Raw genomic sequence first — 22,266 nt, forward strand, 5'->3', positions numbered from 1 at the left:
TTATGAGCAATTTCGTTTCAAGTGCCCTGCGTTTGTCCGCTGCTGCCATCGGCGCTGCCGTGCTGGCCGGCTGTTCCATGGGTGGGCTGATGGGCGGCGGTGACGCTGCCCAGACCCAGAGCCTGCAAAACGCCACGGCTTCGCCAGCTGCGCTCGCCCAGGCACAAACCAGCGCTCTGCCCGCCATCGCGACCCAATGCCCGCCCATCAAGGTGCGCCCCGGCAGCGAAGCCATGTTCTACTATGGCGGCGGTCGCACCGGCGATGCCAGCGCGCTGCAATACCAGGGCGTAATCGACGAAACGTCGCGCAATTGCGTGGTGTCCAATGGACTGATCACAGTCAACATGGGCATCGTCGGCCGCGTGTTGCTGGGGCCAAAGGGCAATCAGAGCTCCGTAAACGCGCCGATCCGCTTCGCGGTCGAACGCGACGGACAGGCCATTTTCTCGGAAAAGTACACTATCCCCGTCGCCCTCGCCGCGCCGGCCCGCTCTGCCGAATTCGTCAAAGTGATCGAAAACGTCCAGGTGCCTTATCTGGGCGGCGAGGACATCACCATCTGGGTGGGGTTCGACACGCGGGGGTAGGGAATGCCTCAGTCGACACCCTCCCCCTTGCGGGGAGGGATCAAGGGTAGGGGTGGCAAGCCCGAATATCGGCGGCGCTTACGACACCCCCTCCCAACCTCCCCCGTCGAGGGGGAGGTGCCGATCGGTGATCGGGGCAGCACAGTGCCTCTCCCATAGGAGTAGAGGGCGGAGAAACTACTCCGCCGCCTTCAGCGTATCCACCGGCCGCTCCCACCGCAGCACCGGTGACCGCGCCGCCCGGGTTTCATCGAGCCGCCGCCGCGGAGCCTTTACCGGAGCGGCCGTAAACCGATCCTTGTTGCCCGCCTTGGCGTCTGCCGCCAGTTCTTCCATTACATCGCAGAAGCGATCCAGCGTCTGCTTGCTTTCGCTCTCGGTCGGCTCGATCAGCATCGCGCCATGCACGACAAGTGGGAAATACATGGTCATGGGGTGGAAACCCTCGTCGATCAGCGCCTTGGCGAAGTCGAGCGTGGTGACGCCAGTGCCATCAAGGAAGCTGTCGTCGAACAGCGCTTCGTGCATCGTCGGATAGTCGTTAAACGGCACCGAGAAGGCGTGGCTCAATCGCGCCTTGATGTAGTTGGCGTTGAGCACCGCATCCTGCGCCGCCTGTGCCAACCCGTCGCCGCCATGGCTGAGCATATAGGTCAGCGCCCGCACATACATGCCCATCTGGCCTTGGAAGGCCGTGACCCGACCAAGGGCGGTGCCTTCATTATGCTCCACCAGTTCCAGCCCGTTCTCGCCCTTGCGCAGGAACGGAACCGGGGCAAAGGGCGCCAATGCTTCCGACAGTACCACGGGACCCGCACCCGGTCCGCCGCCGCCATGGGGCGTCGAGAAGGTCTTGTGCAGATTGATGTGCATGGCGTCGATGCCCAGATCACCCGGCCGCACCACCCCCATGATGGCGTTGAAATTGGCGCCATCGCAATAGAAGAAGGCGCCCGCCGCGTGCACGGCCTCGGCAATCTCGATCACCTGCGGCTCGAACAGGCCGCACGTGTTCGGATTGGTCAGCATGATCGCCGCCACTTCCGGTGACAATGCCTCCTTGACCGCCTGAACGTCCACCGTTCCGTCAGCGCGTGCTGGGATCGGCCTTACCGCATAGCCCAAAAACGCTGCCGTCGCCGGGTTCGTGCCATGGGCGCTCTCGGGCACTAAAACGATCTTGCGGTGGCTCTGGCCAGCTGCGTCCTGCGCTGCCTTGATCGCCATCATGCCCAGCAGCTCGCCATGTGCGCCCGCCTTGGGCGTCAGCGCCACGGCCGCCGTGTTGGTCAGCGTCATCAGCCAGTGCGACAGCTCTTCCATCAACTCCAGGGCGCCCTGCACGGTGGAGACCGGCTGCAGCGGATGGATGTCAGAGAAGCCGGGCAGGCGAGCCATTTTCTCGTTGAGACGCGGATTGTGCTTCATCGTGCACGATCCCAGCGGATACATGCCGCTATCGATAGAGTGGTTGAGCCGCGACAGCCGCACATAGTGGCGCATGGCTTCGGGCTCGGTGAGACCAGCCAGATCAAGCGAAGTCTTGCGCTCGAACCCACCCAGGCGATCCAATGAAATCTCCACCTCAGGCAGATCGACGCCAGAATGTTCGGTGTCGCCGATTTCGAACAGCAACGGTTCGTTCGGCAGCAGCGCCGAGCCAGAGCTTGCCGCATAGCTGGAGGTGCCGGTGCCGGTCGGGCGACCCTGATTGTTCATGCTCATTGCAGTTCCTCCGCGAGCGCGGCGCACAGCGCGGCAATATCGCTGCCGGTGGTGAGTTCGGTGGCGGCCAGAACGATGAGGTCAGCAACCGAAGCGTCGGTCGGCTCCACCCGGCTTACCGGCACGCCCGCGAGAATACCGCGCGCCGCAAGCCGCTCGACCAGCGCTGCGGCTGGCAGAGGGGTGCGAATGGTCATTTCGTTGAAAAAGCTCTTGTTAAGCACTTCGACACCCTCAACGCCCGCCAGCGCATCGGCCAGCTTGCAGGCATTGGCGTGATTGAGCCGCGCCAGCCGCTTGAACCCGGCTTCCCCGAGCAGGGCCATGTGAATGGAGAACGCCAGCGCGCAAAGCCCCGAATTGGTGCAGATATTGCTGGTCGCCTTCTCGCGGCGGATATGCTGCTCGCGGGTCGACAGCGTCAGGACGAACCCACGCTGCCCCTCGGCATCCACGGTCTCGCCACACAGCCGCCCCGGCATCTGCCGGATGAATTCCTTGCGCGTTGCCATCAGCCCCAGATAGGGACCACCGAAGTTGAGCGCATTGCCGATCGACTGGCCCTCAGCCACCACGATATCTGCCCCCAGCGCCCCGGGTGCCTCAAGCAGCCCCAGCGACACTACTTCCGTGATCACCACGATCAGCAGCGCACCCTTGGCATGCGCCGCGTCAGCGGCGGTCTTGATGTTGCGGAGATGGCCGTAGAAATCCGGCGTCTGCACCACGATGGCAGCAGTCTGCTCGTCGATATGGTCGAGAATGTCACCCTGGCCTTCGGGAGAAGCCGAAAGGCACTCAAGATCGGCATCGTCTTTGAGATAGGCCTTCACCACGTCGCGGTAGTGCGGATGCAGTCCACCGGACAGGACGATCTTATTGCGCCGCGTCAGCCGCCGCGCCATCAGCACGGCCTCTGCCGTTCCGGTGGAGCCGTCATAAAGCGATGCGTTCGCCACATCCATGCCGGTGATCTTGGCCACCTGCGTCTGGAATTCGAACAGCATCTGTAGCGTGCCCTGCGAGATTTCGGGCTGGTAGGGCGTATAGGCGGTCAGAAATTCCGAGCGCTGGATCAGATGGTCGACTGTCGCCGGCACATGGTGCCGATAGGCGCCCGCACCGATGAAGAACGGGCCATCGGCCCCCGCATGGTTCTTGGCCGCCAGCGCCTTCATATGCGCTTCGACCAGGAATTCGGGGCTATGGGCGGGCAGGCCCAGATCGAAGCTCTTGAGCGCGCGCGCGGGCACGGCGCTGAACAGGGCATCGATATTGGCCGCGCCGATAACGCCAAGCATTTCGGCGCGTTCGGCTTCGGAGTGGGGAAGGTAGCGCATGGATAAGGCCTGAGTTAAAGCGTCAGTTGGGCATAGGCATCGGAATCGAGCAGGCCGTCGATCTCACCCGCATCGGCGATTTCAATTTTGTAGATCCAGCCGCCCGCTTCGGGATCGCTGTTGATCAGGCCTGGCTCGCCGCTCAGGGTCGTATTGACTTCGGTCACCGTGCCGGAAACCGGCGCATAGATTTCCGACGCGGCCTTGACGCTTTCCACGACGGCGGCCTCATCGCCCTTCTTGAGCACCTTGCCCACTTCAGGCAGTTCGACAAAGACGATGTCGCCCAGCGCTTCCTGGGCATAGGGGGTGATCCCCACGGTTCCGATCGAGCCTTCAACCCGGAGGTATTCGTGGTCTGGCGTGAACTTGGTGGTCATGGCGAAGGCCTCTCAGCTGGCTTTTGGCTTACGGAAATAACGATGCGGCACGAAGGGCATTTGCACCACTTCGGCGGCTTGTGCGCGGTTGCGCACGGATACCTGCAGCTTCGTGCCGGGCGCGGCTTGCGTCGGCGGCACGAAGCCAAGGGCAATGGCCTTGCCCAGGGAAGGCGCAAACCCGCCACTGGTGACCACGCCAAGGGGGGCGCCTGATTGGTCCAGAATCTCGGCGCCTTCACGCGCCGGTGCGCCCTCGACGATCAGACCAACGCGAATACGGCTCAAGCCGCCATCGCGCTCAGCCAGGATGCGCCGCGCGCCCGGAAAGTCCGCCGCCTCCCGCCGGCGCTTTGAAACGGCAAAGCCCAGATCGGCTTCGATTGGTGAAATGGTCTCGTTTAGGTCATGCCCATAAAGCGGCAGTCCCGCTTCGAGCCGAAGACTGTCGCGCGCGCCAAGGCCGATCGGCTTCACCCGGTCATCGCCGAGCAGGGCATCCCACAGCAGCGGACCGGCCTTGGCCGACGCCAGGATTTCGAACCCGTCCTCGCCGGTATAACCGGAGCGGGAAACGACCAGCTTCTCACCTTGCCAGTCGAACACTCCGCACTGCATGAAGCCAAGCTCCGTCGCGCCGGGAACGATATGGGCCATGACGTTGACCGCCTCGGGCCCCTGCAGCGCCAGCAACGCGCCATCATCGGCGCGGCGCAGTTGGGCCCGATCGCCCGCCGCCGCGGCGATCAGCGCGAAGTCGTTGTCCTTGGTTCCGGCATTGACCACGATGTAAAGCGATCCCGGCTGCACCGGTGAGCGCGCCACCATCAGATCGTCTATGACGCCACCCTGCGCGTTAAGCAGCAGCGTATAGCGGATCTGGCCGGGCTTTAGCGCCGCAATATCCCCGCAGACCAAGGGCTCGAGCAGCGCCGCCACAGCGGCATGATCGGCCTCATCATCCCCGCTCGGGCTCGTCAGCGTCAGATAGCACGGCCCCATATGCGACACGTCGAACAGGCCCGCCTGCTCACGCGTCCATTTGTGCTCGGCCATGATTCCGCTGGGATATTGCACTGGCAGATTATAGCCGCCAAAGGGCACCATGCGGCCGCTCGCGGCAAGGTGGCGCTCAAACAGCGGTGTGGTCTTGAGGTCATCGGCTGAGGTTTGGGCCATCAACACATCCCGGATATGAACAAGGCGACACGATTACGCTCGCCTCGCGGCGAAGTCCGTGCCCCCTCTGTCCTTGCCCTGAGAGATTTCCCAGCTGAGCGCTGGTTGCTCCTTCGGTGGGACCGTGCATCGAGCCGGTCCGCTTTCCAGAGTTGTTGACCGACTGCGGTCCTGTTGCCTGAGAGTTTCCGGGGCGGTTGCTCCTTCGGCGCTGGAGAACACCAGTCTCTCCCGCAGTCGGGGCCACCATGGTGGAGTTTTGTTTAGGCGTCAATCGCGCGCGGCGGGAAGCCACAGCGATTTGTACAAGCGGTGTTGGTCTCACGACCTGAGGAGGGAAGAAGACTGCTACGAGCAGCTGGGCACAATGCAATCCCGCCCACCAGACTTCACCTCGCCCTCTCCCCTCAGGGGCGAGGGGACGATCAGCCGGGGGATGTTCATATGCCATAGCGCTGTTCCGCCGGCGGATGTCGCCACCCACAAACAAAAAAGGCGGACCTCGCGGCCCGCCTCAAATCTTCTTGTTCTACCTAACCTCAGTTCAGCCGGTTCGCCACATCGCCGATAGCGCGGTCGACAACCTGACCGCCCTTGCGGTTCATTTCGTCGGTCAGCACCAGCCGGGCAGCTTCGATTGCAACGTCGGCAGAGCGGGCGCGGACTTCGGCGACGGCCTGGGCTTCGGCCTGGGCGATCTTGTCTTCCACGGCACGGCTGCGGCGGGCAACCAGTTCAGCCAACGCAGTCTGGGCTTCGGCGGTGAGGCGGGTGGCCTCTTCCTGGGCGGCAGCGATGATGCCGGCAGCTTCGCCTTCGGCGGCAACGCGCTTCTGCTCATATTCAACGAGCAGGGCCGCAGCCTCTTCGCGCAGCTTCTTGGCCTCCGCCAGATCGTCGGCGATCTTCTGGATTTGCTTGTCCAGCATCTTGCCGATGATCCGGGGAATGCCGAAGTAAACGACGATAGCCAGGAAGATGACGAGCGCTACGAGAGCGTAGAATGAGTTATCGAGCCATTCCATTCTCGGCTACTCCTTGGCCTTGGCGACCGCAGCGCGAACGCTGTCGGTCGAAACGTCGCCGACCAGCTGGGTCACGACAGTCTGCGCGGTTTCCGTGGCGATCTCGTCGACATGGGTCAGCGCTTCTGCCTTGGTGCTGGCAATGCGCGCTTCGGCGGCGGCGACCTTGCCGGTCAAATCCGCTTCCACCGCACTGCGCTTTGCAGCAAGATCGGCCTGGATGGCCTCGCGGGTCTGGTTGGCAATTCCCTGCGCCTTGGCCTTGGCTTCTGCCAGTGCCGTTTCATAGGCCGCAATAGCAGCTTCTGTCTTCTGGCGCGAGGCATCGGCAGCCGCAAGGTCGGCATCGATGATGCTCTTGCGGTTTTCCAGGATGCCGCCAATGCGGGGCAGGGCGATCTTGCTCATCAGCAGGTAGAGCGCGCCAAACGTAATGGCGAGCCACAACAGCTGCGATGGGAAAGTTGCGGGGTCGAATGGAGGGAAAACACCCGATTCATGCTCGCCACCATGAGCTTCGGTGGTGGCATGGGTATCGGCGGTGGGATCGGCGTGGGTCGCGTCGACTGCGCCTTCAGCGCCTTCGACGTGCTCTTCGGCCGGTGCAACCGCTTCTTGGGCGTAGGCTTGCGTTACCATCAGGTGAGGTCCCGTTAAATCCGGTCAGCCGGCGACAAGCCGGAAAAAGATGCGCAGCCGAAGCAGTGCCGGCTGCGCCAGGATCGAGGTCGTTGCCGTTATTAGACGACGAACAGCAGGATCAGGGCAACCAGGAACGAGAAAATGCCCAGAGCTTCGGTCACGGCGAAGCCGAAGATCAGGTTCGAGAACTGGCTCGGAGCAGCTGACGGGTTGCGCAGGGCGCCCGACAGGAAGTTGCCGAAGATGTTGGCCACGCCAATAGCGGCACCGGCCATACCGAAACAAGCAATACCGGCACCGATGTACTTTGCGGCTTCAGCTTCCATTTTTTAGTCCTTTCAAGCGACTTTAGGCGGGGGTTCTGGCGGAACAGCCCGCCGTGACTTTGGGTGAGTGATTAGTGAGAGGGGTGGATCGCGTCGTTAAGATACATGCAGGTCAGGACGGCGAAGACGTACGCCTGAACGGCACCGACGAGAAATTCGAGGCCGGTGAGCGCAACGGCCATGATCAGCGGCAGCGCCGAACCAAGGATGCCCAGGAAACCGAGGCTGCTCATGGTCACGATGAAACCGGTGAAGACTTTGAGCGTGATGTGACCGGCCAGGATGTTGCCGAACAAACGCACGGAGAGCGAAATCGGGCGGCTCATGAACGAGATGAACTCGATCGGCGCCACGATGGGAAGAATATAGCCGGGGACGCCCGAAGGAACGAACAGCTTGAGGAATTTCGGGCCGTTCTTCATGAAGCCGTAGATCACCACGGTCAGGAACACCAGCATCGACAGGGCGAAGGTCACGATGATGTGGCTGGTAACGGTGAAAAAGTACGGCACCATGCCGAACATGTTGGCCACAAAGATGAAGGTGAAGAGGCAGAACACCAGCGGGAAGAACTTCATCCCCGCCGTGCCCGCCGCGCTTCGCACCATATTGGCCACGAATTCGTAGGTCATTTCGCTCAAGAGCTGCGCCCGGCTGGGCACCACGCGCTTCGAAGCGGTCGACAGGATGAGGTAAAGTGAAATCACCGCCACCGTCGCCACCATGAACAGCGAAGAATTGGTGAAGGAAAGATTGAGACCACTGCCGGCCGTGCCGTCACCGCCGAGGTGAATCGGGAACATGTCCTCGATGACGAACTGGTGGATAGGATCAGTACCGGCCAAGATAGAGCCCTCTAAACGTCATCATTTATCTGTTTCGTCCTCCGCGCCGGGTCCAGGATCGGACTGCGGCGGGGCAGGCGAAGCGGCATTCATTTTCGCCACCACGCGGGTGACATTGAGTATTCCAGCGGCGAAGCCCACCATGAACATGATGAGCAAGCCCCAGGGGCTGGTCCCCAGGCCAAGATCGATGAGGTAACCGAAACCGGTACCCACCAGGATCGCGGCGATGAACTCGGTGCCGATGCGCATTCCGCGCGCCATACCGCTCATCTCCGGGGATGCATCTGCGGAGGCTCTGTTGTCCTCTACTGCGCGATCCCGCTTGGCCGAGGCGATGCGCGATGCAAGATCACGTGTCGCCTCTCCGGTGCGTTCAGGCTGACCTTCGGTACCTTGCGGTTTTACCATCCGCTCGCTCCTCCAGCCGGCCGTTTCCCGTTGTTTCCGGGACACCCTTTTAAGTCGCGCGCAACATAGTGGCGGGGTTGGGGAGTGTCAAGACAACCTTGGCCCACGCAAGTAACTGATCTTGCAAACAAAATTGCGTCGTGACCAGGGTGCGGCATGCTGTCCACATGCCATCGTGGCGATGTAAGGGCAGGGGCCGGGGGATTCTCTCCCTTCACGCCCGCGATCAGGCGCTGAGCGCACCGGCTAACTGGCTTCGCGAAAACTCTCCGCCGTCTGCAAATCGACCGAGACCAGCTGGCTGACGCCACGCTCGGCCATGGTTACGCCGAACAGGCGATCCACCCGGCTCATGGTGATGGGATTGTGGGTAATCACCATGAAGCGGGTATTGGTGCGCTGCCGCATTGATTCCAACAGATTGCAGAACCGCTCCACATTGGCGTCGTCGAGGGGGGCATCCACTTCGTCGAGCACGCAGATTGGCGCGGGATTGGTAAGGAACACCGCGAAGATCAGGCTCATTGCGGTCAATGCCTGTTCGCCACCCGAGAGCAGCGTCATGGTCTGGGGTTTCTTGCCGGGTGGGCGGGCGATGATTTCGAGTCCGGCTTCGAGCGGATCATCGCTTTCCACAAAGCTCAGCTCCGCCGTGCCGCCGCCGAAAAGGCTGGTGAACAGCTCCTGGAAATGGGCATTGACCTTGCCGAATGCTTCGTTGAGCCGCAGTCGGCCCTCCCGGTTGAGCGACTGAATGCCGGTGCGGAGCTTGGCAATGGCCTCGATCAGATCGTCCCGGTCGCGGACCATGGTGTCGAGCTTTTCCTGAACTTCCACGGCCTCTTTTTCAGCCGAAAGGTTCACCCCGCCCAGCCGCTCGCGTTCGGCTTTCAGCCGGTCGACCTTCTGTTCGGTTGCGCTTTCTGAGGGGAGGGGCTCTTCGGGCCGGATGCCCGAAGCTTCCAGCGTTTTTGCTGCGAGAATGTCGAGAGTTTCTTCGATTTGTCTCTCGATCTGCTGGCGTTGTGCGATGAAGCCCTTCGCCCGCTCCTCGATGCGGGTGAGCTCGATCCGCGCACTGGCCAGGGCATCGCTCGCCGCCTTCAGCGCTTTGTCCGTTTCACGAAACCGGGTCTGGGCAACGCTGTAACTATCGCCCGCAGCCTTGTGCTCGATTTTGGCCTGTTCGATCTGTTCGTCCAGTTGCGCCCGCCGTGCGGCGAAACCATCCGGCGTCTCGGTGACGCCGCTGAGTTGCTCGGCCACTTCCTTTCGCCGTTGCTCAAGCGTTGCCAATTGCGCCTGTGCGCCATCGCGGCGGCGTTGCCAGCTTTGGGTGTCGCGCTCCAATTGGGCCAGGCGGCTGTCGCGCATGCGGGCTGCGGTTTCGAAATTACCAAGCCGCAACCGCGCCTGTTCAGCCCGCTCGCGCACCACGGCAAGGACCGCCTGCTGCTCCTGCGCCAATGCAGCGGCTTCCTCTTCGGAGCCCGCCTCGCCCAGCGCTGCCTCGGCTTCCTCGCGCAGGGCTGCCGCTTCCGCGACGTTGGCCTTGAGCCGCATGCGGGCTTCTTCCACAGCCGATTGCCGCGCCGTCAGATCGCCCATGGCGCGCTGGGCCTTGTCCACCTCGGCCTGTGCCGCGCCGATGGCGTGCTGGGCGGTACGCCATGCGTCGCGCTTGGCCCGCTGGTCCTGCCGGGCAGCGTCCAAGCCTCCATTCAGCGTTTCGATCTCGCGCTTGATGAAATTGTGCTCGCCCTTGGTGCGCGAGATTTCCTCGTCCAATTCGGCCAGCCGGTTGCGTTGCGCCAGGCGCTGTGCGGCGGGGCTCGGGGCATCGGCGGCGGCTACAAAACCGTCCCAGCGCCACAAGGCACCGTCCATGGTCACCAGTCGCTGCCCGGGCTTGAGCGCGTGCATCAGGCCCGGCCCATCCACCGCATCGATCAGGCCGATCTGGTCCAGCCGGCGCTTGAGCAGGGCACTACCCGTTACATAGCGCGACAGCGGCTCGGCGGCCTGGGGCAGGGCGGCGTCGTCGGTATGGTCCACCGGAACCGACCAGTGCATGGGGGCGCCGGCGTCGGAGCTTGCCTCCAGATCATCGCCCAGCGCGGCACCCAGCGCAGTCTCATATCCCGGCGCGACCTTGAGTTCATCGACAATGGCGGGCCAGAGGCTTGCACCCACATTGAGCATCTTGCCTAATGTACTCGCCTCGCCTTGCAGCCGGTTCAGCGCCGCTTCGATCGAGGCAAGCCGCGGCCGCGCCGCATCCAGCGCCTCTTCAGCGACGGCGACTGTTTCGTCGGCTTCCAGCGTCAGCTCTTCCGCTGCGGCCGCGCCCTCCTTGGCCTCGCTCAAAGCCGCCTGCATGGCGCTGAGTGTTTCATCGGCTCCGAGGCTGCGGGCGATCTGTTCGGCTTCGCGCTCCACATCGGCCAATTGCCCGTTGAGCCGTTCCAGCCGGATCGCCGCGTCCTGCGCGGCGCGGATGGTCTGCGCCCGGCGTGCCCGCAATTGCGACAAGGCATCCCCCGCCGTCCGTGCCACCGTCTCGGCTGAGGCTACGGCCGCCCGCGCCTCCTCGGCAACCTGCCGCGCCTCATCGTAGTCGACCTGCGCCGCCTCTGCCTCAGTCTCCAGCGCCGCCTGCTCCTCGGCATAGGCTGCAAGCGTCATCTCGCTTTCGGTCGCCAGTTCCTGCTCGCGCACGCCGTCGCGTTCCAACTGTTTCAGCCGGTCTTCCAGTTCCTGGCGGCGCTGATCGGCCCGTCGGGCCTCGGCGGCAAGTTGCTCGCCCAAAATCGTGTAGCGCTGCAGCACCGCACCGGTGACGGACTCGCGCTCACGCAGGGGCTGCAGCGCGGCATCGGCAGCATCAAGTTGCTTTTGCGCCTGGAACTGGGCATGGGTGGCATCGGCCAATTGACGGATCAATACCGCCTGCTGCGCCTCGGCCTCCTTCTCGGCAAAGCGCGCCGCCACCCAGCGGATATGATAAAGCGTCGCCTCGGCCCGCCTGATATCCCCGCTCAGGGTTCGGTAACGCGTCGCCAACCGCGCCTGGCGCTTGAGCGCTTCGAGCTGTGTATCAATCTGGGCGATCACGTCGTCGACGCGTTCAAGATTTGCCTCAGCGGCCCGCAAGCGCAATTCGGCCTCGTGGCGGCGCGAATGCAGTCCCGAAATGCCGGCGGCCTCTTCCAGCAATGCCCGCCGGGCAGTGGGCTTGGCCGCGATCAGCTCCCCGATCTGGCCCTGCCGCACCATGGCGGGCGAGTGCGCGCCGGTGGACGCATCGGCAAACAGCAATTGCACGTCGCGCGCCCGCACCTCACGCCCATTGACGCGATAGACCGAGCCCGCTTCCCGCTCGATGCGGCGGGTAACTTCCAGAATGTCGGCATCGTTGAGCGCAGCCGGCGCAGTGCGATCGGAATTGTCGAGCACCAGCGTCACTTCCGCGCTATTGCGCGCCGGCCGGTTGCCCGAACCCGAAAAGATCACGTCGTCCATGCCCGAGGCGCGCATGGCCTTGTACGAGCTTTCGCCCATCACCCAGCGCATGGCTTCCACAAGGTTCGACTTGCCACACCCGTTCGGCCCGACAATTCCGGTCAGGCCCGGCTCCATCACAAGCGTCATCTCGTCCGAAAAGGATTTGAAGCCGTGCAGTTTGAGACGGGAGAACTTCACTTCGCGCCACCGGTGCGGGAGCAGCAATGGAGAGCCATCTCAGCTACCCATCTCTCCCACCCGCAATCGCTGCCCCCGGACTTGATTCGGGGGTCACCATCAGCACGGCACAAACAACGAAAGACCCCCGGATCAAGTCCGGGGGAAACGCCGGTGATTGTGGAGCCATCACCTATTTGAAAACTATTGTGCGGCAGGTGCAGCCGGAGCCATGGCATCAGGTGCTGCCGGTGCCATTGCGTCCGCTGGTGCTGCAGGGGCCATGGTGTCGGTTGGCGCGGCTGGGGTCGCCGGTACTGCGCCTGGTGCAGTCTCGGCTGGCAGCGGGGTTTCCGGCGGTACGGCGGCTGGCGTGGCATTGCCGGTGCTGGGCACGAAATCGGCAGGAATGAGCGGATCGATTTCAGCTGCGAGCTGTTCGAGGGTCTTGTCACCGCTGAGCGTCTTGCCATTGACATAGAATGTCGGCGTCCCTGCGAGCCCGAATTCGTTCAATGCCTGCTCGCGCACGGCTTCCATCCCGGTGAACAGCGCCTGATTCGTCAATGCGGCGTCGAAAGTTTCCTGGGTAAAGCCGAGCTGCTTGGCGATTTCGAGGATCGCATCGCGCGGCTGCTCCGAGGTTGCCCACTGCGTCTGGGTGCGGAAATAGGTGGACAGCACGTTGTGGTAATTGGTCGGGCCAGAGGCTTCGGCCAGCATGAACACGGCAGCGTCGAGCACATTGCGCACGAAGGGGCGCGAAATGTACTTCACCTTGCCCGTATCGACATAGGCCTCGACAAAAGCCGGCTTCACATTGTTGGAGAAGGCTGCGCAGTGCGGGCAGGTGGGCGAGGCATATTCGATAACCGTGACGGGCGCCGTGTCGCTGCCCTGCACGTGATCGGCCAGATCGCCCGCAGGCGCCATCAGCTTCTCGACATCGACCATGTCGCCTTCGGCAGCGTTGGCGGCGGCAACCCCGCACAGGCTCAGAGCCGATGCGGCAGCGGCCAGAATGAGGGTGTCACGACGGGTAAAGTTCACGGCTAACGCTCCATTTTTGTTATGCGCGACACTACACGGGGCAATTGTGTGGGCAAGTAGGCACATGCATCAACCCGGCGTGAACGCTGCGGTTGCTGGCTGCGAACAATTTTGCCCTCAATGCTTCGTGTCGCTTCTCGACCTGCCGGAGAGCGCGTGACCAAGGGTCCGCAACGCTTCCCGCAGGTTTTCGTCTTCCACTTCGGCCACCTGGGCCCCGACCTTTGCTTGCACGCTCTGGCTCGGTTGGATTTTCTTTTCGGCCTTCTTGCCTGAACCCGGCGTGAACGGCTCGGGCGACAGGCGAACTTGTCCCACCAGCACATAGCCGAAATACCGGTTCACCGCCGCCGCGATCTTTTGCCCCTCGTGCTGGATGGCCAGCGCGTGGCCCGGCACGCAGCGCAACACCAGCGTCGCGCCCTCGGCGCTTTTTTCTCCACGCGGCCACACCAGCTTGTCCGGCACGGCTACGCTGTCATACGGCTTTGGCGCCATCACCGCCCAATGGGTCAGAATATCCCGGCTGGCAAAGCCGCGCTTCTTGAGCACAGGATCAAGCGCCCCGGCCAGCACATCGCCCAGGTTCAACGTCTTGTTCCGCCGCTTGGGCTCTGGAAGGTCGTCCTTGGCCATGGCCTGAATTACTCCCGCAGGCTTGTTGGAGCAAGAGTCCCGCTCGCATGATGCTTCAATCGACACACTCTCCTTGCGGGGAGTGTTCACATCGAACGCTTGTCGATGGCGCGATGTGGCCAAAAACGCCGTGTTGCCCTCGGGCTCGACCCGAGGGCCATTCCGGGGGGCCTTGCCGGAGCGGTGTGTTTGCGGAACCTGACCCTCGGGTCGAGCCCGAGGGCAACGCGGTGGGTGGGGATAAATCTGAGCCATGCGGCCACGGTGAACACTCCTCGCAAGGGGAGGATCAAGCGTGGGGGGCGATGCCAGGACCTCACGTCCGTTGCGCATCGCACCTTACCCGGCGCTGCGCCAACCTATCCCCTCAGAGCGAAGTTAGAGGCACTACCATGATGCGCCGAGGTGATCCCTCCTACTCAACAACGCCATCCCTATCACCCACTTGCCGATAACCCGCTCAAACCGCTATCCACCACCCATGCACCTCCTCAACCCCGCGCTCATCGACGCTCCGGCCGTGCTCGCCTGGTATGACCGGCACGCCCGCGATTTGCCCTGGCGGGTGTCGCCGGCCGACCGCGTGCGGGGCATCAAACCCGATCCCTATCGCATCTGGCTGAGCGAAGTGATGCTGCAGCAAACCACCGTTGCTGCCGTCAAAAACTATTTCCTCCGCTTCACCAGCCTCTGGCCCACGGTGTTGGACCTCGCCGCAGCGCCGCTCGACAGCGTCCTCAAGGAGTGGGCAGGGCTGGGCTATTACGCCCGCGCCCGCAATCTGCACGCCTGCGCCCAAGCCGTGGTTCAAACCCATGGCGGCATTTTTCCCGACAGCGCGGCTGGCCTGCAAACCCTTCCGGGCATCGGCGCCTATACCAGCGCCGCCATCGCCGCCATCTGCTTTGACGAACCCGTTGCCGTGCTCGATGGCAATCTCGATCGGGTCCTTGCCCGCTATTACGCGCTCGATGTTCCCGTGCGCGACGCCAAGGACGAACTGCGCGCCGCGCTCCAGGCATCCGTCCCCGCGCGGGCAGGGGATTTTGCGCAGGCCATGATGGATTTGGGCGCCACCATCTGCGCCCCGCGAACCACCATCTGCATGCTTTGCCCCATCCAGGGTGGCTGCATCGCGACGAAAACCGCCGATCCAACCCGATATCCGGTCAAGCCTATCAAGGCTGAACGCCCCGTCCGCAAAGGGCATGCCTATGTCATGCTCGACGCGCAGGGCGATGTTTACCTGCAAAGCCGCCCGACCAAGGGCCTGTTGGGCGGTATGACCGAGGTGCCGGGCTCGGTCTGGACACAAGACCTGCCAGCCCCCGATTACCCAGCCGCTGGCGATTGGCGCCATCACGGCCAGATCGTCCACGTCTTCACTCACTTCCGGCTCGAACTGGAGGTCTGGTCCGCCACCGTGCCGCCCGAAAGCTTCGAGGCTGGCTGGTGGGCGGAACCCTCTGCCCTCAAGGGCGAAGCGCTGCCGACCCTGTTCCGAAAGGTTTTGGCGGTGGCAGGATTGGATTAGATCGCATCGCGTTTGGTGGCCTCAATTAAAGGAGCCATCACGAGGTCGAGCGAGCGGATGCCCGGTGCCACGACCTCGTCCTTCGACAGGCTCAGGATGAGGTCTACTGTGTAAATTCTGTACTGTGTGAGGACTGACGGGCCGCTGTGCGAGCCGGAACGAAATTGGCACAAACAAAAAGGCCACCGGGGCAAACCGGTGGCCAAGGATAGAGCCTGATTGATTGGAGGTCAGGATCAGGCAGAAAGCAAATCAAGTTTTGCGCGGACACCCGCGCGAAGATCGTCGATAGGAACGATTTGTCCCTGTTGTTCGTGGTGCCAGAAGGTCCACCCGTTGCACGACTCCGAACCCTGGACCAGCGCGCCCACCTTGTGGATGGAGCCCTGGTGCGTTCCGGAGACGAGCGAGCCGTCTGCACGAACCATGGCGAAGTAACGTTTCGTTAAGTCGAAAAGTTGCGCGCCCGGCTCGATTAATCCCTGCTCGATCAGCGAGCCGAACGGAATGCGGGTTTCCTTGCGCTTGGGCGTAACCGACTGCAGCGCCTCGAATACGCCCGGCCGGATCGACGCGATGCGGGTGAGGGCGGCGTTGATATAGCTCTCTTCCCGCTCGATGCCGATGAAGTGCCGGCCCAGCTTGCGGGCCACAGCGCCGGTTGTCCCCGTGCCGAAGAACGGGTCGAGCACGATATCGCCGGGCTTGGTCGTCGCATTAAGGATGCGGAACAGCAGGGCTTCCGGCTTTTGCGTCGGGTGCACCTTGCCGTCGTCTTCATCCTTGAGCCGCTCGGCGCCGGTGCAGATGGGGAACAGCCAATCGCTGCGCATCTGGGTGTCGTCATTGGCCAGTTTCATGGCTTCATAGTTGAAGGTCACCCGGCTCTTCTGGCTGCGCGAGGCCCAAATCAGCGTCTCATGGGCATTGGTAAACCTTGTGCCGCGGAAGTTCGGCATGGGATTCGCCTTGCGCCAGATCACGTCGTTCAGCATCCAGAAATCCAGATCCTGCAGCGCCGTGCCGACACGGAAAATATTGTGATAGCTGCCGATCACCCAGATCGCGCCATCGGGCTTCAGCAGCCGTCGCGCAGCTTTGAGCCAGGCACGGGTAAACTGATCGTAATGGGCAAAGCTGTCGAACTTGTCCCATTCGTCATCGACGGCATCCACCTTGCTCTGGTCGGGGCGGGTGAGGCCTTGTTCCAGCTGCAGATTATACGGCGGGTCCGCAAAAATAAGGTCAACGGAGCCGGCCGGCAGGGCATTCATGTGGTCGATGCAATCGCCCACCAGGATAGTATCGATCGGGAGCCGCTGGGGCTCCTCCGCAGCGGCTACAGGAGCCGTACGCGGGGTACGCAACATACACTTAACCCTAACAAAGGACTAACAATCCCCTTATAGGGGACGAGGGTTAATGGAGCGTTCGCAAGGAGTTAGCGGGAGGTTAAGAAGTGAGTTATGCAGTCAGGCGACTTGCACCCTGATCCGCTCCCAAGCCGCTGCAACCGGGGCAAATTCCTCGCGGTGATGCCGACACGGCCCATGAGCGACAAGCGCCTTCATGTGCTGGGGCGTCGAATAGCCCTTGTGCCCGGCGAAGCCGAAATGGGGCGCATCGCAATCCATGATCCGGCACATCCGGTCGCGCGTCACCTTGGCAACGATTGAGGCCGCCGCGATCGAAACGCTGCGCCCGTCGCCACCCACCAGCGCCAAGCCCTCGCAGGGCAGCCCCATCGGCACGTCGCGCCCGTCGATCAGCACCCGGTCGGGCACCACGCTCAGGCTCCCCGCCGCGCGCGCCATCGCCCACAGCGTTGCGCCGCGAATATTGTGGCTCAGAATGATCGAAGGCGGCGCCACCACCACCGAAACCATGGCGCTGGCGACGATCAACTCGAACAGCACCTCCCGCTGCTCTTCACTCAGCTTCTTGGAATCGTTAAGCCCCGCGGGGATATTGTCGGGGTCCAGAATCACCGCCGAAACCACCACCGGCCCGGCCAGCGGCCCGCGCCCGGCTTCGTCCACGCCCGCAATCACGCGCGCGCCTCGCGCCTTGAGCGCCAGCTCATGGGAATAGTCCGGCTCGGTCTGGATGATCGAATCAATCAGCATCCCGCCAGAATCGCCAAGGACAGGCTCAAGTCAACTGCTCAAGCCGCGCCCAATCGGCCACGCTGGCGACGAGGTCCGGTACGTGCTCGGGCAGATGAGCCTCCTCTGCCAACTCCCAAAGCCGGTGCGTGCCGGTGAGAACCGCAACGCGATCCCGGTCGATCGGCAGGCCTGTGTGCCGCTCATAAACGGCAATGATCCGCGCGGTCAGGTCTGGCGAAATAAGGCTGGAATAAATGAATTCCTGATGCAGCGGGCCAATTCCTGAATCCCCGAAATCATAAACCCCGTTGAGCCGCCTGCGCTCATGGTCGAACGCCATGTTCCAGCCATGCCCGTCGAAAAAGCCGTAGCGTGCGCCGTGCGGGTCTGGCGCCAGCGCCGCCCATTGCGCCATGGTCCGCTCGGCAAATCCGCGCAGACTCTCCGGCAGCACCGGCCATGCGCGCTGCAATATCTGCTCCGCGCCGGACCAGGGCGGGAGCGGTTCGGCACCAGCGTGCCGCGCCGCAGCAAGCTCGATGGCATGCAACTCCGCATGGAACTGACCCATGCGCTCCGCCAGATCCTGTTTGTCGGGTGCGTCCAGCACTTCATACTCCGCGGTCAGCAGATGCTCGCCGGGGATTTTGTCGTGACGCGAGAACAGGCGTGGATGATCGAACAAAGTGAGCCTTGGCACCGGCATGGTGACGCTGTCGGCGACCAGCTGGAGAATACGCGCCTCGAGCCGCAGTCCGGCTTCGCCATCGGCATGGCGCGGAAACTTGAAGATCAGTCGGTCATCGACATCTACCGCCACACTGTCCCAGCCGCAGCCGCAAGCGTAAATCTAGACTGCCGCAGATCAGGAAACGCCCCGGTGACCACTCCAACCAGTTCATCGAGTTCGAACGGCGAGGCCGGCATGGCATTCCTCCACGATTGACGCGCGCGCTGTTTTGCTGTCGGTTCCGCCCGCTGCACGATCCGCAGCGTTTTCTAGCGGATGCCACCATGATCCCCAAGCCCGGCGCGGCGCTGCTGTTCGATATCGATGGCACCCTGGCCGATACCGACCCTGTTCACCTCGCAGCCTTCAACCAGGCCTTTGCGCCCTTCGGCCACCACATGGACAAGGCCCGATTCGTCCGGGAATTGCAGGGCCGGGCCAATGAAGATATCGCCGCAAGCTTCCTGCCGCATCTCCCCCATGATGAGGGCATGGCTGTCATGGCTGCCAAGGAAGCGCTGTTCCGCGACATCGCCGCGACGGAGCTTCATGCCGTGGGAGGGCTGTTCGAATTGCTCGATCTGGCGGACGCCTGGGGCGTGCCCATGGCCGCTGTCACCAACGCACCCCGGCCCAATGCCGATCTCATTCTCAATGGCCTGGGTATCGCCGATCGCTTCAAGGCCATCGTCATCGGCGATGAACTACCCCACAGCAAGCCGCACCCGTTCCCGTATCTCGAGGCCCTGCGCCTGCTCGGCGCCGATCCGGCTACGTCCCTCGCTTTCGAGGATTCGCGCACCGGCATCGCTTCGGCCACAGCTGCCGGCCTCACGACAATCGGCATCCGCACCTCGCTGCTCGATCCCGACATGATCGCCGCCGGCGCGACGATCAGCGCCACCGGCTATGATGATCCGTCAGTACTCGCGCTGATCAAGCAGCGCATGGCCCAAACGGTCCGCGTCTAGAACAGGCTCATCTGCCGTTCTTCGGGCTTTGGCGCGATGAACAGATCATTGCGCAGGCCCGGCAGCTTGGCGTCCAGTCCATAACGCTCGCGCGCCTTCTGGAAGCGCTGCTGCAAGAGCGTCGCATAGGGGCCTTCGCCCGTCATGCGGGTGCCAAAGCGCGAGTCGTAATCCTTGCCGCCGCGCGTATCGCGCACCAATGCCAGCACGTGCCGCACCCGGTCGGGGAAATGGCGCAGCAGCCATTCGCGAAACACGTCGCGCACTTCGCCCGGCAGCCGCAGCAGGATCATCGATGCGCTGACCGCTCCCTGCGCCTTGGCGGCATCAAGGATGCGTTCCAGCTCCATGTCGTTGATCGCCGGGATCATCGGCGACGCGAACACCGCGGTGGGAATACCCGCCTCACTCAATAGCCGGATCGCCTCCAGCCGCCGGGCAGGGGAGGAGGCTCGCGGCTCCATCTTGCGGCTGAGCTTGTGGTCCATCGAGGTCATAGAAATGGCAACCTTCACCAGCCCCAGTTTGGCCAATTCGGTGAGGAGGTCCAGGTCGCGGATGATCAAGGCCGACTTGGTGGTAATCATCACCGGATGGCGCGTTTCCAGCATCACTTCGAGGATGCCGCGCGTCAGCTTGTGCTTGCGCTCGGCCGGCTGATAGGGGTCCGTATTGGTGCCCATCGCCACCGGCTTCACGCGGTAGTTCCTGGCCGCCAGCTCCGCCCGCAGCGCCTCGACGGCATTGACCTTCACATAGATGTCGCGCTCGAATTCCACCCCTGCCGAATGGCCGAGGAACGCGTGGGTCGGGCGGGCATAGCAATAGGAGCAGCCGTGCTCGCAGCCGCGATAAGCATTGATCGAGCGCTCGAAGCCGATGTCGGGGCTGTCATTGGTGGTGATGATGGTCTTGGCGCGTTCGCTGTGTTCCACCGTCTCGAAGATCGGCAGCGGCTCCACATTGTCCCAGCCATCATCGAACCGTTCGCGCGTCTGCTTCTCGAACCGACCGCTGCGGTTGCTTTGTGCGCCGCGGCCGCGCACGCGGTCCGGGTCCAGCAGTTCGCGCCGCGCCAGATCGGCGTCGCGGCTGCGGCTGAGCATTTCAAGCGCTTCAAAGGAAGGGGCCTGGTAAAGGGCCATGATACATCTCCTGCCAGCTGGCCGGCAGGGCGAATCGCGCTGCTGGCCTTGGGAGAACATGTAGCAGCGGCATGGGAACAAATCAAGAACATCGCCGCGCGGCAGCGCCTCTTGCGGCTGCGGCCACAGCACATATGGGAAGTTCGCCCTCCACCGCCAAGGTGCAGAATCATGATTTCGCATCGCAGAAATGCGTTTGCGCGGGTAGACGCTTCGGGAGGGCAGGACTAAACAAACAGGCCGTTTTCGCGTGTCCTGAACAATGTCGGCACGGGAACCCAGATCCACCCATTCAAAGGGTGAAACCAAAAACATTGCGCTCGACCATTCTGCTGACAGGGGCTGTCGCGGAGTTTTGTGAGATGGCGTCGAAACCCGTCGATGCCGTTCGTCGCAGTGCCGGCAGCGCAGTTCAATGGCCGAGGAGAAATCATGAGTACCGATGCACCTACGTACGACGCCGACCTAGTCGGCGCGCCAGTCGATCAGACCGACGCGGCGCGCAATAAGCTGGTCATCGCCCTGCTGCTGGTCTCCACCTTCGTGGTGTTTCTGAACGAAACCATCATGAGCGTGGCCATTCCCCATTTGATGGCCGATCTCGGCGTCACTGCCAGCGCGGCGCAATGGCTGACCACGGCATTCCTGCTCACCATGGCTGTCGTCATCCCCATCACCGGGTTCCTGCTACAGCGCATGAACACGCGCCCGATCTTCCTTTTGGCCATGTCCGTCTTCACGGCGGGCACGCTGCTCTGCGCCGTGTCGCCCGGCATCGAACTGCTGATCGCCGGCCGCGTGGTGCAGGCCGTCGGCACGGCCATCATGATGCCGCTGCTGATGACCACCGTGATGACGCTGGTGCCCCCCGAAGGGCGCGGTAAGACCATGGGCAATATCTCCATCGTCATGTCGGTTGCCCCCGCCATCGGCCCGACCATTGGCGGCTTCATCCTGGCCAATCTCGAATGGCGCTGGATGTTTATCCTGGTGCTGCCGATTGCCCTCGGCGCGCTGGCTCTCGGCTTCCGCAAGATCCAGAACGTTTCGACGCCGCGTTATGCTCCGCTCGATGTCATCTCCGTGATCCTGTCGGCATTCGCCTTTGGCGGGCTCATTTATGGCCTCTCCAGCTTCGGCGAAAGCTTCGCTCATGCCGGTGAACCCAGCGTCGTTCCGCTCTGGGTGCCGATCGCCGTGGGCGTCGTGGCCATGGCGGTCTTCGTCTGGCGCCAACTGGGCCTGCAGCAGGAGAACAAGGCGCTGCTCGATCTGCGCGTCTTCCAGTCCCGCAATTATACCGTCTCGGTTTCCATGATGCTCATCGCCATGATGGCGCTGTTCGGGACCATCATCCTTCTGCCGATCTATACGCAGAACGTGGTGGGGCTCGATACGCTGCAGACCGGCCTGCTCATGCTGCCCGGTGGCCTCGTCATGGGCCTGATGGGTCCGGTTGTTGGCCGTCTGTATGACCGTGTTGGTCCCACCGTTCTGGCCGTGCCGGGCGCCATCCTGGTCTCGGCCGTGATGTGGGCACTGACCACCGTGGGGCGCGATACATCGGTCTGGGCGCTCCTGGCCGGTCACATGGTGCTGAGCGTCGGTCTTGCGCTGATCTTCACGCCGGTCTTCACCTCGTCCATGGGCTCGGTGCGCAAGGAGCTATATTCCCACGCCTCCGCCGTCCTTGGCTCGGTGCAGCAACTGGCCGGTGCCGCGGGCATTGCCCTCTTCATCGCCCTGATGACCATCCGCACGGCATCGCTCACAGCGGAAGGCGTCGACCCCGTCGAAGCCCTCGCCTCGGGTGTCCGCTCGGCCTTCCTAGTCGGCGCGATCATCTCGCTGGGCGCTGTCGTTGCAGCCTTCTTCATCCGCAAGCCCGAAGGCGGGACGGCAGGCCACGGCGGCCACTGATCCGGCTGGCCCACTCCCATGCGGAGCG

20 protein-coding genes and 1 riboswitch are annotated in these 22,266 nt (G+C 63.1%); of the genes, 4 read left to right on the forward strand and 16 right to left on the reverse strand.

All coding sequences use genetic code 11. The features are described from left to right. The first annotated feature begins 2 nt into the window (after window positions 1–2). The gene (locus C8264_RS16210; protein ID WP_108462019.1) at window positions 3–590 is read left to right on the forward strand and encodes a hypothetical protein; all 588 of its coding nucleotides are present in this window, start codon (window positions 3–5) and stop codon (window positions 588–590) included. Window positions 591–767: 177 nt separating this feature from the next. Here C8264_RS16210 and gcvPB read toward each other — a convergent pair whose 3' ends face one another. The 12 genes from gcvPB to C8264_RS22230 form a co-directional block, all read right to left on the reverse strand. Next, window positions 768–2,315, reverse strand: coding sequence for an aminomethyl-transferring glycine dehydrogenase subunit GcvPB (gene gcvPB / locus C8264_RS16215; protein WP_108462020.1), 1,548 nt, complete (start codon window positions 2,313–2,315; stop codon window positions 768–770). Beyond that, complete coding sequence (gene gcvPA / locus C8264_RS16220) at window positions 2,312–3,655, reverse strand: aminomethyl-transferring glycine dehydrogenase subunit GcvPA (RefSeq protein WP_108462021.1); 1,344 nt, start codon at window positions 3,653–3,655, stop codon at window positions 2,312–2,314. The genes gcvPB and gcvPA overlap by 4 nt, the downstream gene beginning before the upstream one ends. Window positions 3,656–3,669: 14 nt before the next feature. Then, on the reverse strand, window positions 3,670–4,035 hold the full coding sequence (gcvH, locus tag C8264_RS16225) for a glycine cleavage system protein GcvH (RefSeq protein ID WP_108462022.1): 366 nt from the start codon (window positions 4,033–4,035) through the stop codon (window positions 3,670–3,672). Window positions 4,036–4,047: 12 nt separating this feature from the next. Then, entirely contained in the window at window positions 4,048–5,214 is a 1,167-nt protein-coding gene (gene gcvT / locus C8264_RS16230) for a glycine cleavage system aminomethyltransferase GcvT (protein ID WP_108462023.1), read from the reverse strand. 156 nt (window positions 5,215–5,370) lie between these two features. Further along, window positions 5,371–5,458, reverse strand: a riboswitch (glycine riboswitch). A gap of 295 nt (window positions 5,459–5,753) precedes the next feature. Further along, window positions 5,754–6,239 (reverse strand): F0F1 ATP synthase subunit B family protein, encoded by a 486-nt coding sequence (locus tag C8264_RS16235; protein ID WP_108462024.1) that lies wholly within the window; start codon window positions 6,237–6,239, stop codon window positions 5,754–5,756. Window positions 6,240–6,245: 6 nt separating this feature from the next. Then, window positions 6,246–6,881, reverse strand: a complete 636-nt coding sequence (locus C8264_RS16240; RefSeq protein WP_425430692.1) for a F0F1 ATP synthase subunit B — start codon at window positions 6,879–6,881, stop codon at window positions 6,246–6,248. 98 nt (window positions 6,882–6,979) lie between these two features. Beyond that, window positions 6,980–7,207: a F0F1 ATP synthase subunit C gene (locus C8264_RS16245; RefSeq protein ID WP_108462026.1), complete on the reverse strand. Its 228-nt coding sequence runs from the start codon at window positions 7,205–7,207 to the stop codon at window positions 6,980–6,982. A gap of 71 nt (window positions 7,208–7,278) precedes the next feature. Next, on the reverse strand, window positions 7,279–8,052 hold the full coding sequence (locus tag C8264_RS16250) for a F0F1 ATP synthase subunit A (protein WP_281261459.1): 774 nt from the start codon (window positions 8,050–8,052) through the stop codon (window positions 7,279–7,281). Between the two features lie 21 nt (window positions 8,053–8,073). Continuing rightward, the gene (locus C8264_RS16255) at window positions 8,074–8,463 is read right to left on the reverse strand and encodes an AtpZ/AtpI family protein (protein ID WP_108462027.1); all 390 of its coding nucleotides are present in this window, start codon (window positions 8,461–8,463) and stop codon (window positions 8,074–8,076) included. Window positions 8,464–8,709: 246 nt separating this feature from the next. After that, the gene (gene smc, locus C8264_RS16260) at window positions 8,710–12,165 is read right to left on the reverse strand and encodes a chromosome segregation protein SMC (RefSeq protein WP_108462092.1); all 3,456 of its coding nucleotides are present in this window, start codon (window positions 12,163–12,165) and stop codon (window positions 8,710–8,712) included. A gap of 183 nt (window positions 12,166–12,348) precedes the next feature. Further along, window positions 12,349–13,194: a thioredoxin domain-containing protein gene (locus C8264_RS16265; RefSeq protein ID WP_162783695.1), complete on the reverse strand. Its 846-nt coding sequence runs from the start codon at window positions 13,192–13,194 to the stop codon at window positions 12,349–12,351. Window positions 13,195–13,311: 117 nt separating this feature from the next. Continuing rightward, the gene (locus C8264_RS22230; protein WP_162783696.1) at window positions 13,312–13,830 is read right to left on the reverse strand and encodes a DUF721 domain-containing protein; all 519 of its coding nucleotides are present in this window, start codon (window positions 13,828–13,830) and stop codon (window positions 13,312–13,314) included. A 481-nt stretch (window positions 13,831–14,311) separates the two neighbouring features. On the opposite strand from C8264_RS22230, the gene C8264_RS16275 reads away from it, so the two are divergent. After that, the gene (locus C8264_RS16275) at window positions 14,312–15,364 is read left to right on the forward strand and encodes an A/G-specific adenine glycosylase (RefSeq protein WP_108462030.1); all 1,053 of its coding nucleotides are present in this window, start codon (window positions 14,312–14,314) and stop codon (window positions 15,362–15,364) included. 236 nt (window positions 15,365–15,600) lie between these two features. On the opposite strand, the gene C8264_RS16280 is transcribed toward C8264_RS16275, so the two are convergent. From C8264_RS16280 to C8264_RS16290, 3 genes are all read right to left on the reverse strand, one after another. Beyond that, window positions 15,601–16,734 (reverse strand): site-specific DNA-methyltransferase, encoded by a 1,134-nt coding sequence (locus tag C8264_RS16280; RefSeq protein ID WP_108462031.1) that lies wholly within the window; start codon window positions 16,732–16,734, stop codon window positions 15,601–15,603. A gap of 102 nt (window positions 16,735–16,836) precedes the next feature. Beyond that, window positions 16,837–17,490: a ribonuclease HII gene (locus tag C8264_RS16285; RefSeq protein ID WP_108462032.1), complete on the reverse strand. Its 654-nt coding sequence runs from the start codon at window positions 17,488–17,490 to the stop codon at window positions 16,837–16,839. Window positions 17,491–17,515: 25 nt separating this feature from the next. Further along, window positions 17,516–18,292, reverse strand: a complete 777-nt coding sequence (locus C8264_RS16290) for a phosphotransferase family protein (protein ID WP_342748705.1) — start codon at window positions 18,290–18,292, stop codon at window positions 17,516–17,518. A gap of 194 nt (window positions 18,293–18,486) precedes the next feature. On the opposite strand from C8264_RS16290, the gene C8264_RS16295 reads away from it, so the two are divergent. After that, window positions 18,487–19,173, forward strand: coding sequence for an HAD family hydrolase (locus tag C8264_RS16295; protein ID WP_108462094.1), 687 nt, complete (start codon window positions 18,487–18,489; stop codon window positions 19,171–19,173). On the opposite strand, the gene C8264_RS16300 is transcribed toward C8264_RS16295, so the two are convergent. Continuing rightward, window positions 19,170–20,318 (reverse strand): PA0069 family radical SAM protein, encoded by a 1,149-nt coding sequence (locus tag C8264_RS16300; protein WP_245893294.1) that lies wholly within the window; start codon window positions 20,316–20,318, stop codon window positions 19,170–19,172. The genes C8264_RS16295 and C8264_RS16300 overlap by 4 nt on opposite strands. Before the next feature lie 432 nt (window positions 20,319–20,750). On the opposite strand from C8264_RS16300, the gene C8264_RS16305 reads away from it, so the two are divergent. Next, complete coding sequence (locus C8264_RS16305; RefSeq protein WP_108462096.1) at window positions 20,751–22,238, forward strand: MDR family MFS transporter; 1,488 nt, start codon at window positions 20,751–20,753, stop codon at window positions 22,236–22,238. Window positions 22,239–22,266 lie beyond the last annotated feature (28 nt).

The sequence above is a fragment of the Devosia naphthalenivorans genome, assembly GCF_003056355.1.
In the GTDB taxonomy this organism is placed as follows: Bacteria; Pseudomonadota; Alphaproteobacteria; order Rhizobiales; family Devosiaceae; genus Devosia; species Devosia naphthalenivorans.

Bases quoted from the DNA above. Each gene is read 5' to 3' on its own strand.
- C8264_RS16245 (WP_108462026.1), bottom strand. From the start codon at position 7,207: ATGGAAGCTGAAGCCGCAAAGTACATCGGTGCCGGTATTGCTTGTTTC.
- C8264_RS16300 (WP_245893294.1), bottom strand. From the start codon at position 20,318: ATGGCCCTTTACCAGGCCCCTTCCTTTGAAGCGCTTGAAATGCTCAGC.
- C8264_RS16210 (WP_108462019.1), top strand. From the start codon at position 3: ATGAGCAATTTCGTTTCAAGTGCCCTGCGTTTGTCCGCTGCTGCCATC.
- gcvPA (WP_108462021.1), bottom strand. From the start codon at position 3,655: ATGCGCTACCTTCCCCACTCCGAAGCCGAACGCGCCGAAATGCTTGGC.
- C8264_RS16280 (WP_108462031.1), bottom strand. From the start codon at position 16,734: ATGTTGCGTACCCCGCGTACGGCTCCTGTAGCCGCTGCGGAGGAGCCC.
- C8264_RS16255 (WP_108462027.1), bottom strand. From the start codon at position 8,463: ATGGTAAAACCGCAAGGTACCGAAGGTCAGCCTGAACGCACCGGAGAG.
- C8264_RS16275 (WP_108462030.1), top strand. From the start codon at position 14,312: ATGCACCTCCTCAACCCCGCGCTCATCGACGCTCCGGCCGTGCTCGCC.
- C8264_RS16285 (WP_108462032.1), bottom strand. From the start codon at position 17,490: ATGCTGATTGATTCGATCATCCAGACCGAGCCGGACTATTCCCATGAG.
- C8264_RS22230 (WP_162783696.1), bottom strand. From the start codon at position 13,830: ATGGCCAAGGACGACCTTCCAGAGCCCAAGCGGCGGAACAAGACGTTG.
- C8264_RS16235 (WP_108462024.1), bottom strand. From the start codon at position 6,239: ATGGAATGGCTCGATAACTCATTCTACGCTCTCGTAGCGCTCGTCATC.
- C8264_RS16295 (WP_108462094.1), top strand. From the start codon at position 18,487: ATGATCCCCAAGCCCGGCGCGGCGCTGCTGTTCGATATCGATGGCACC.
- C8264_RS16305 (WP_108462096.1), top strand. From the start codon at position 20,751: ATGAGTACCGATGCACCTACGTACGACGCCGACCTAGTCGGCGCGCCA.
- gcvT (WP_108462023.1), bottom strand. From the start codon at position 5,214: ATGGCCCAAACCTCAGCCGATGACCTCAAGACCACACCGCTGTTTGAG.
- gcvPB (WP_108462020.1), bottom strand. From the start codon at position 2,315: ATGAGCATGAACAATCAGGGTCGCCCGACCGGCACCGGCACCTCCAGC.
- gcvH (WP_108462022.1), bottom strand. From the start codon at position 4,035: ATGACCACCAAGTTCACGCCAGACCACGAATACCTCCGGGTTGAAGGC.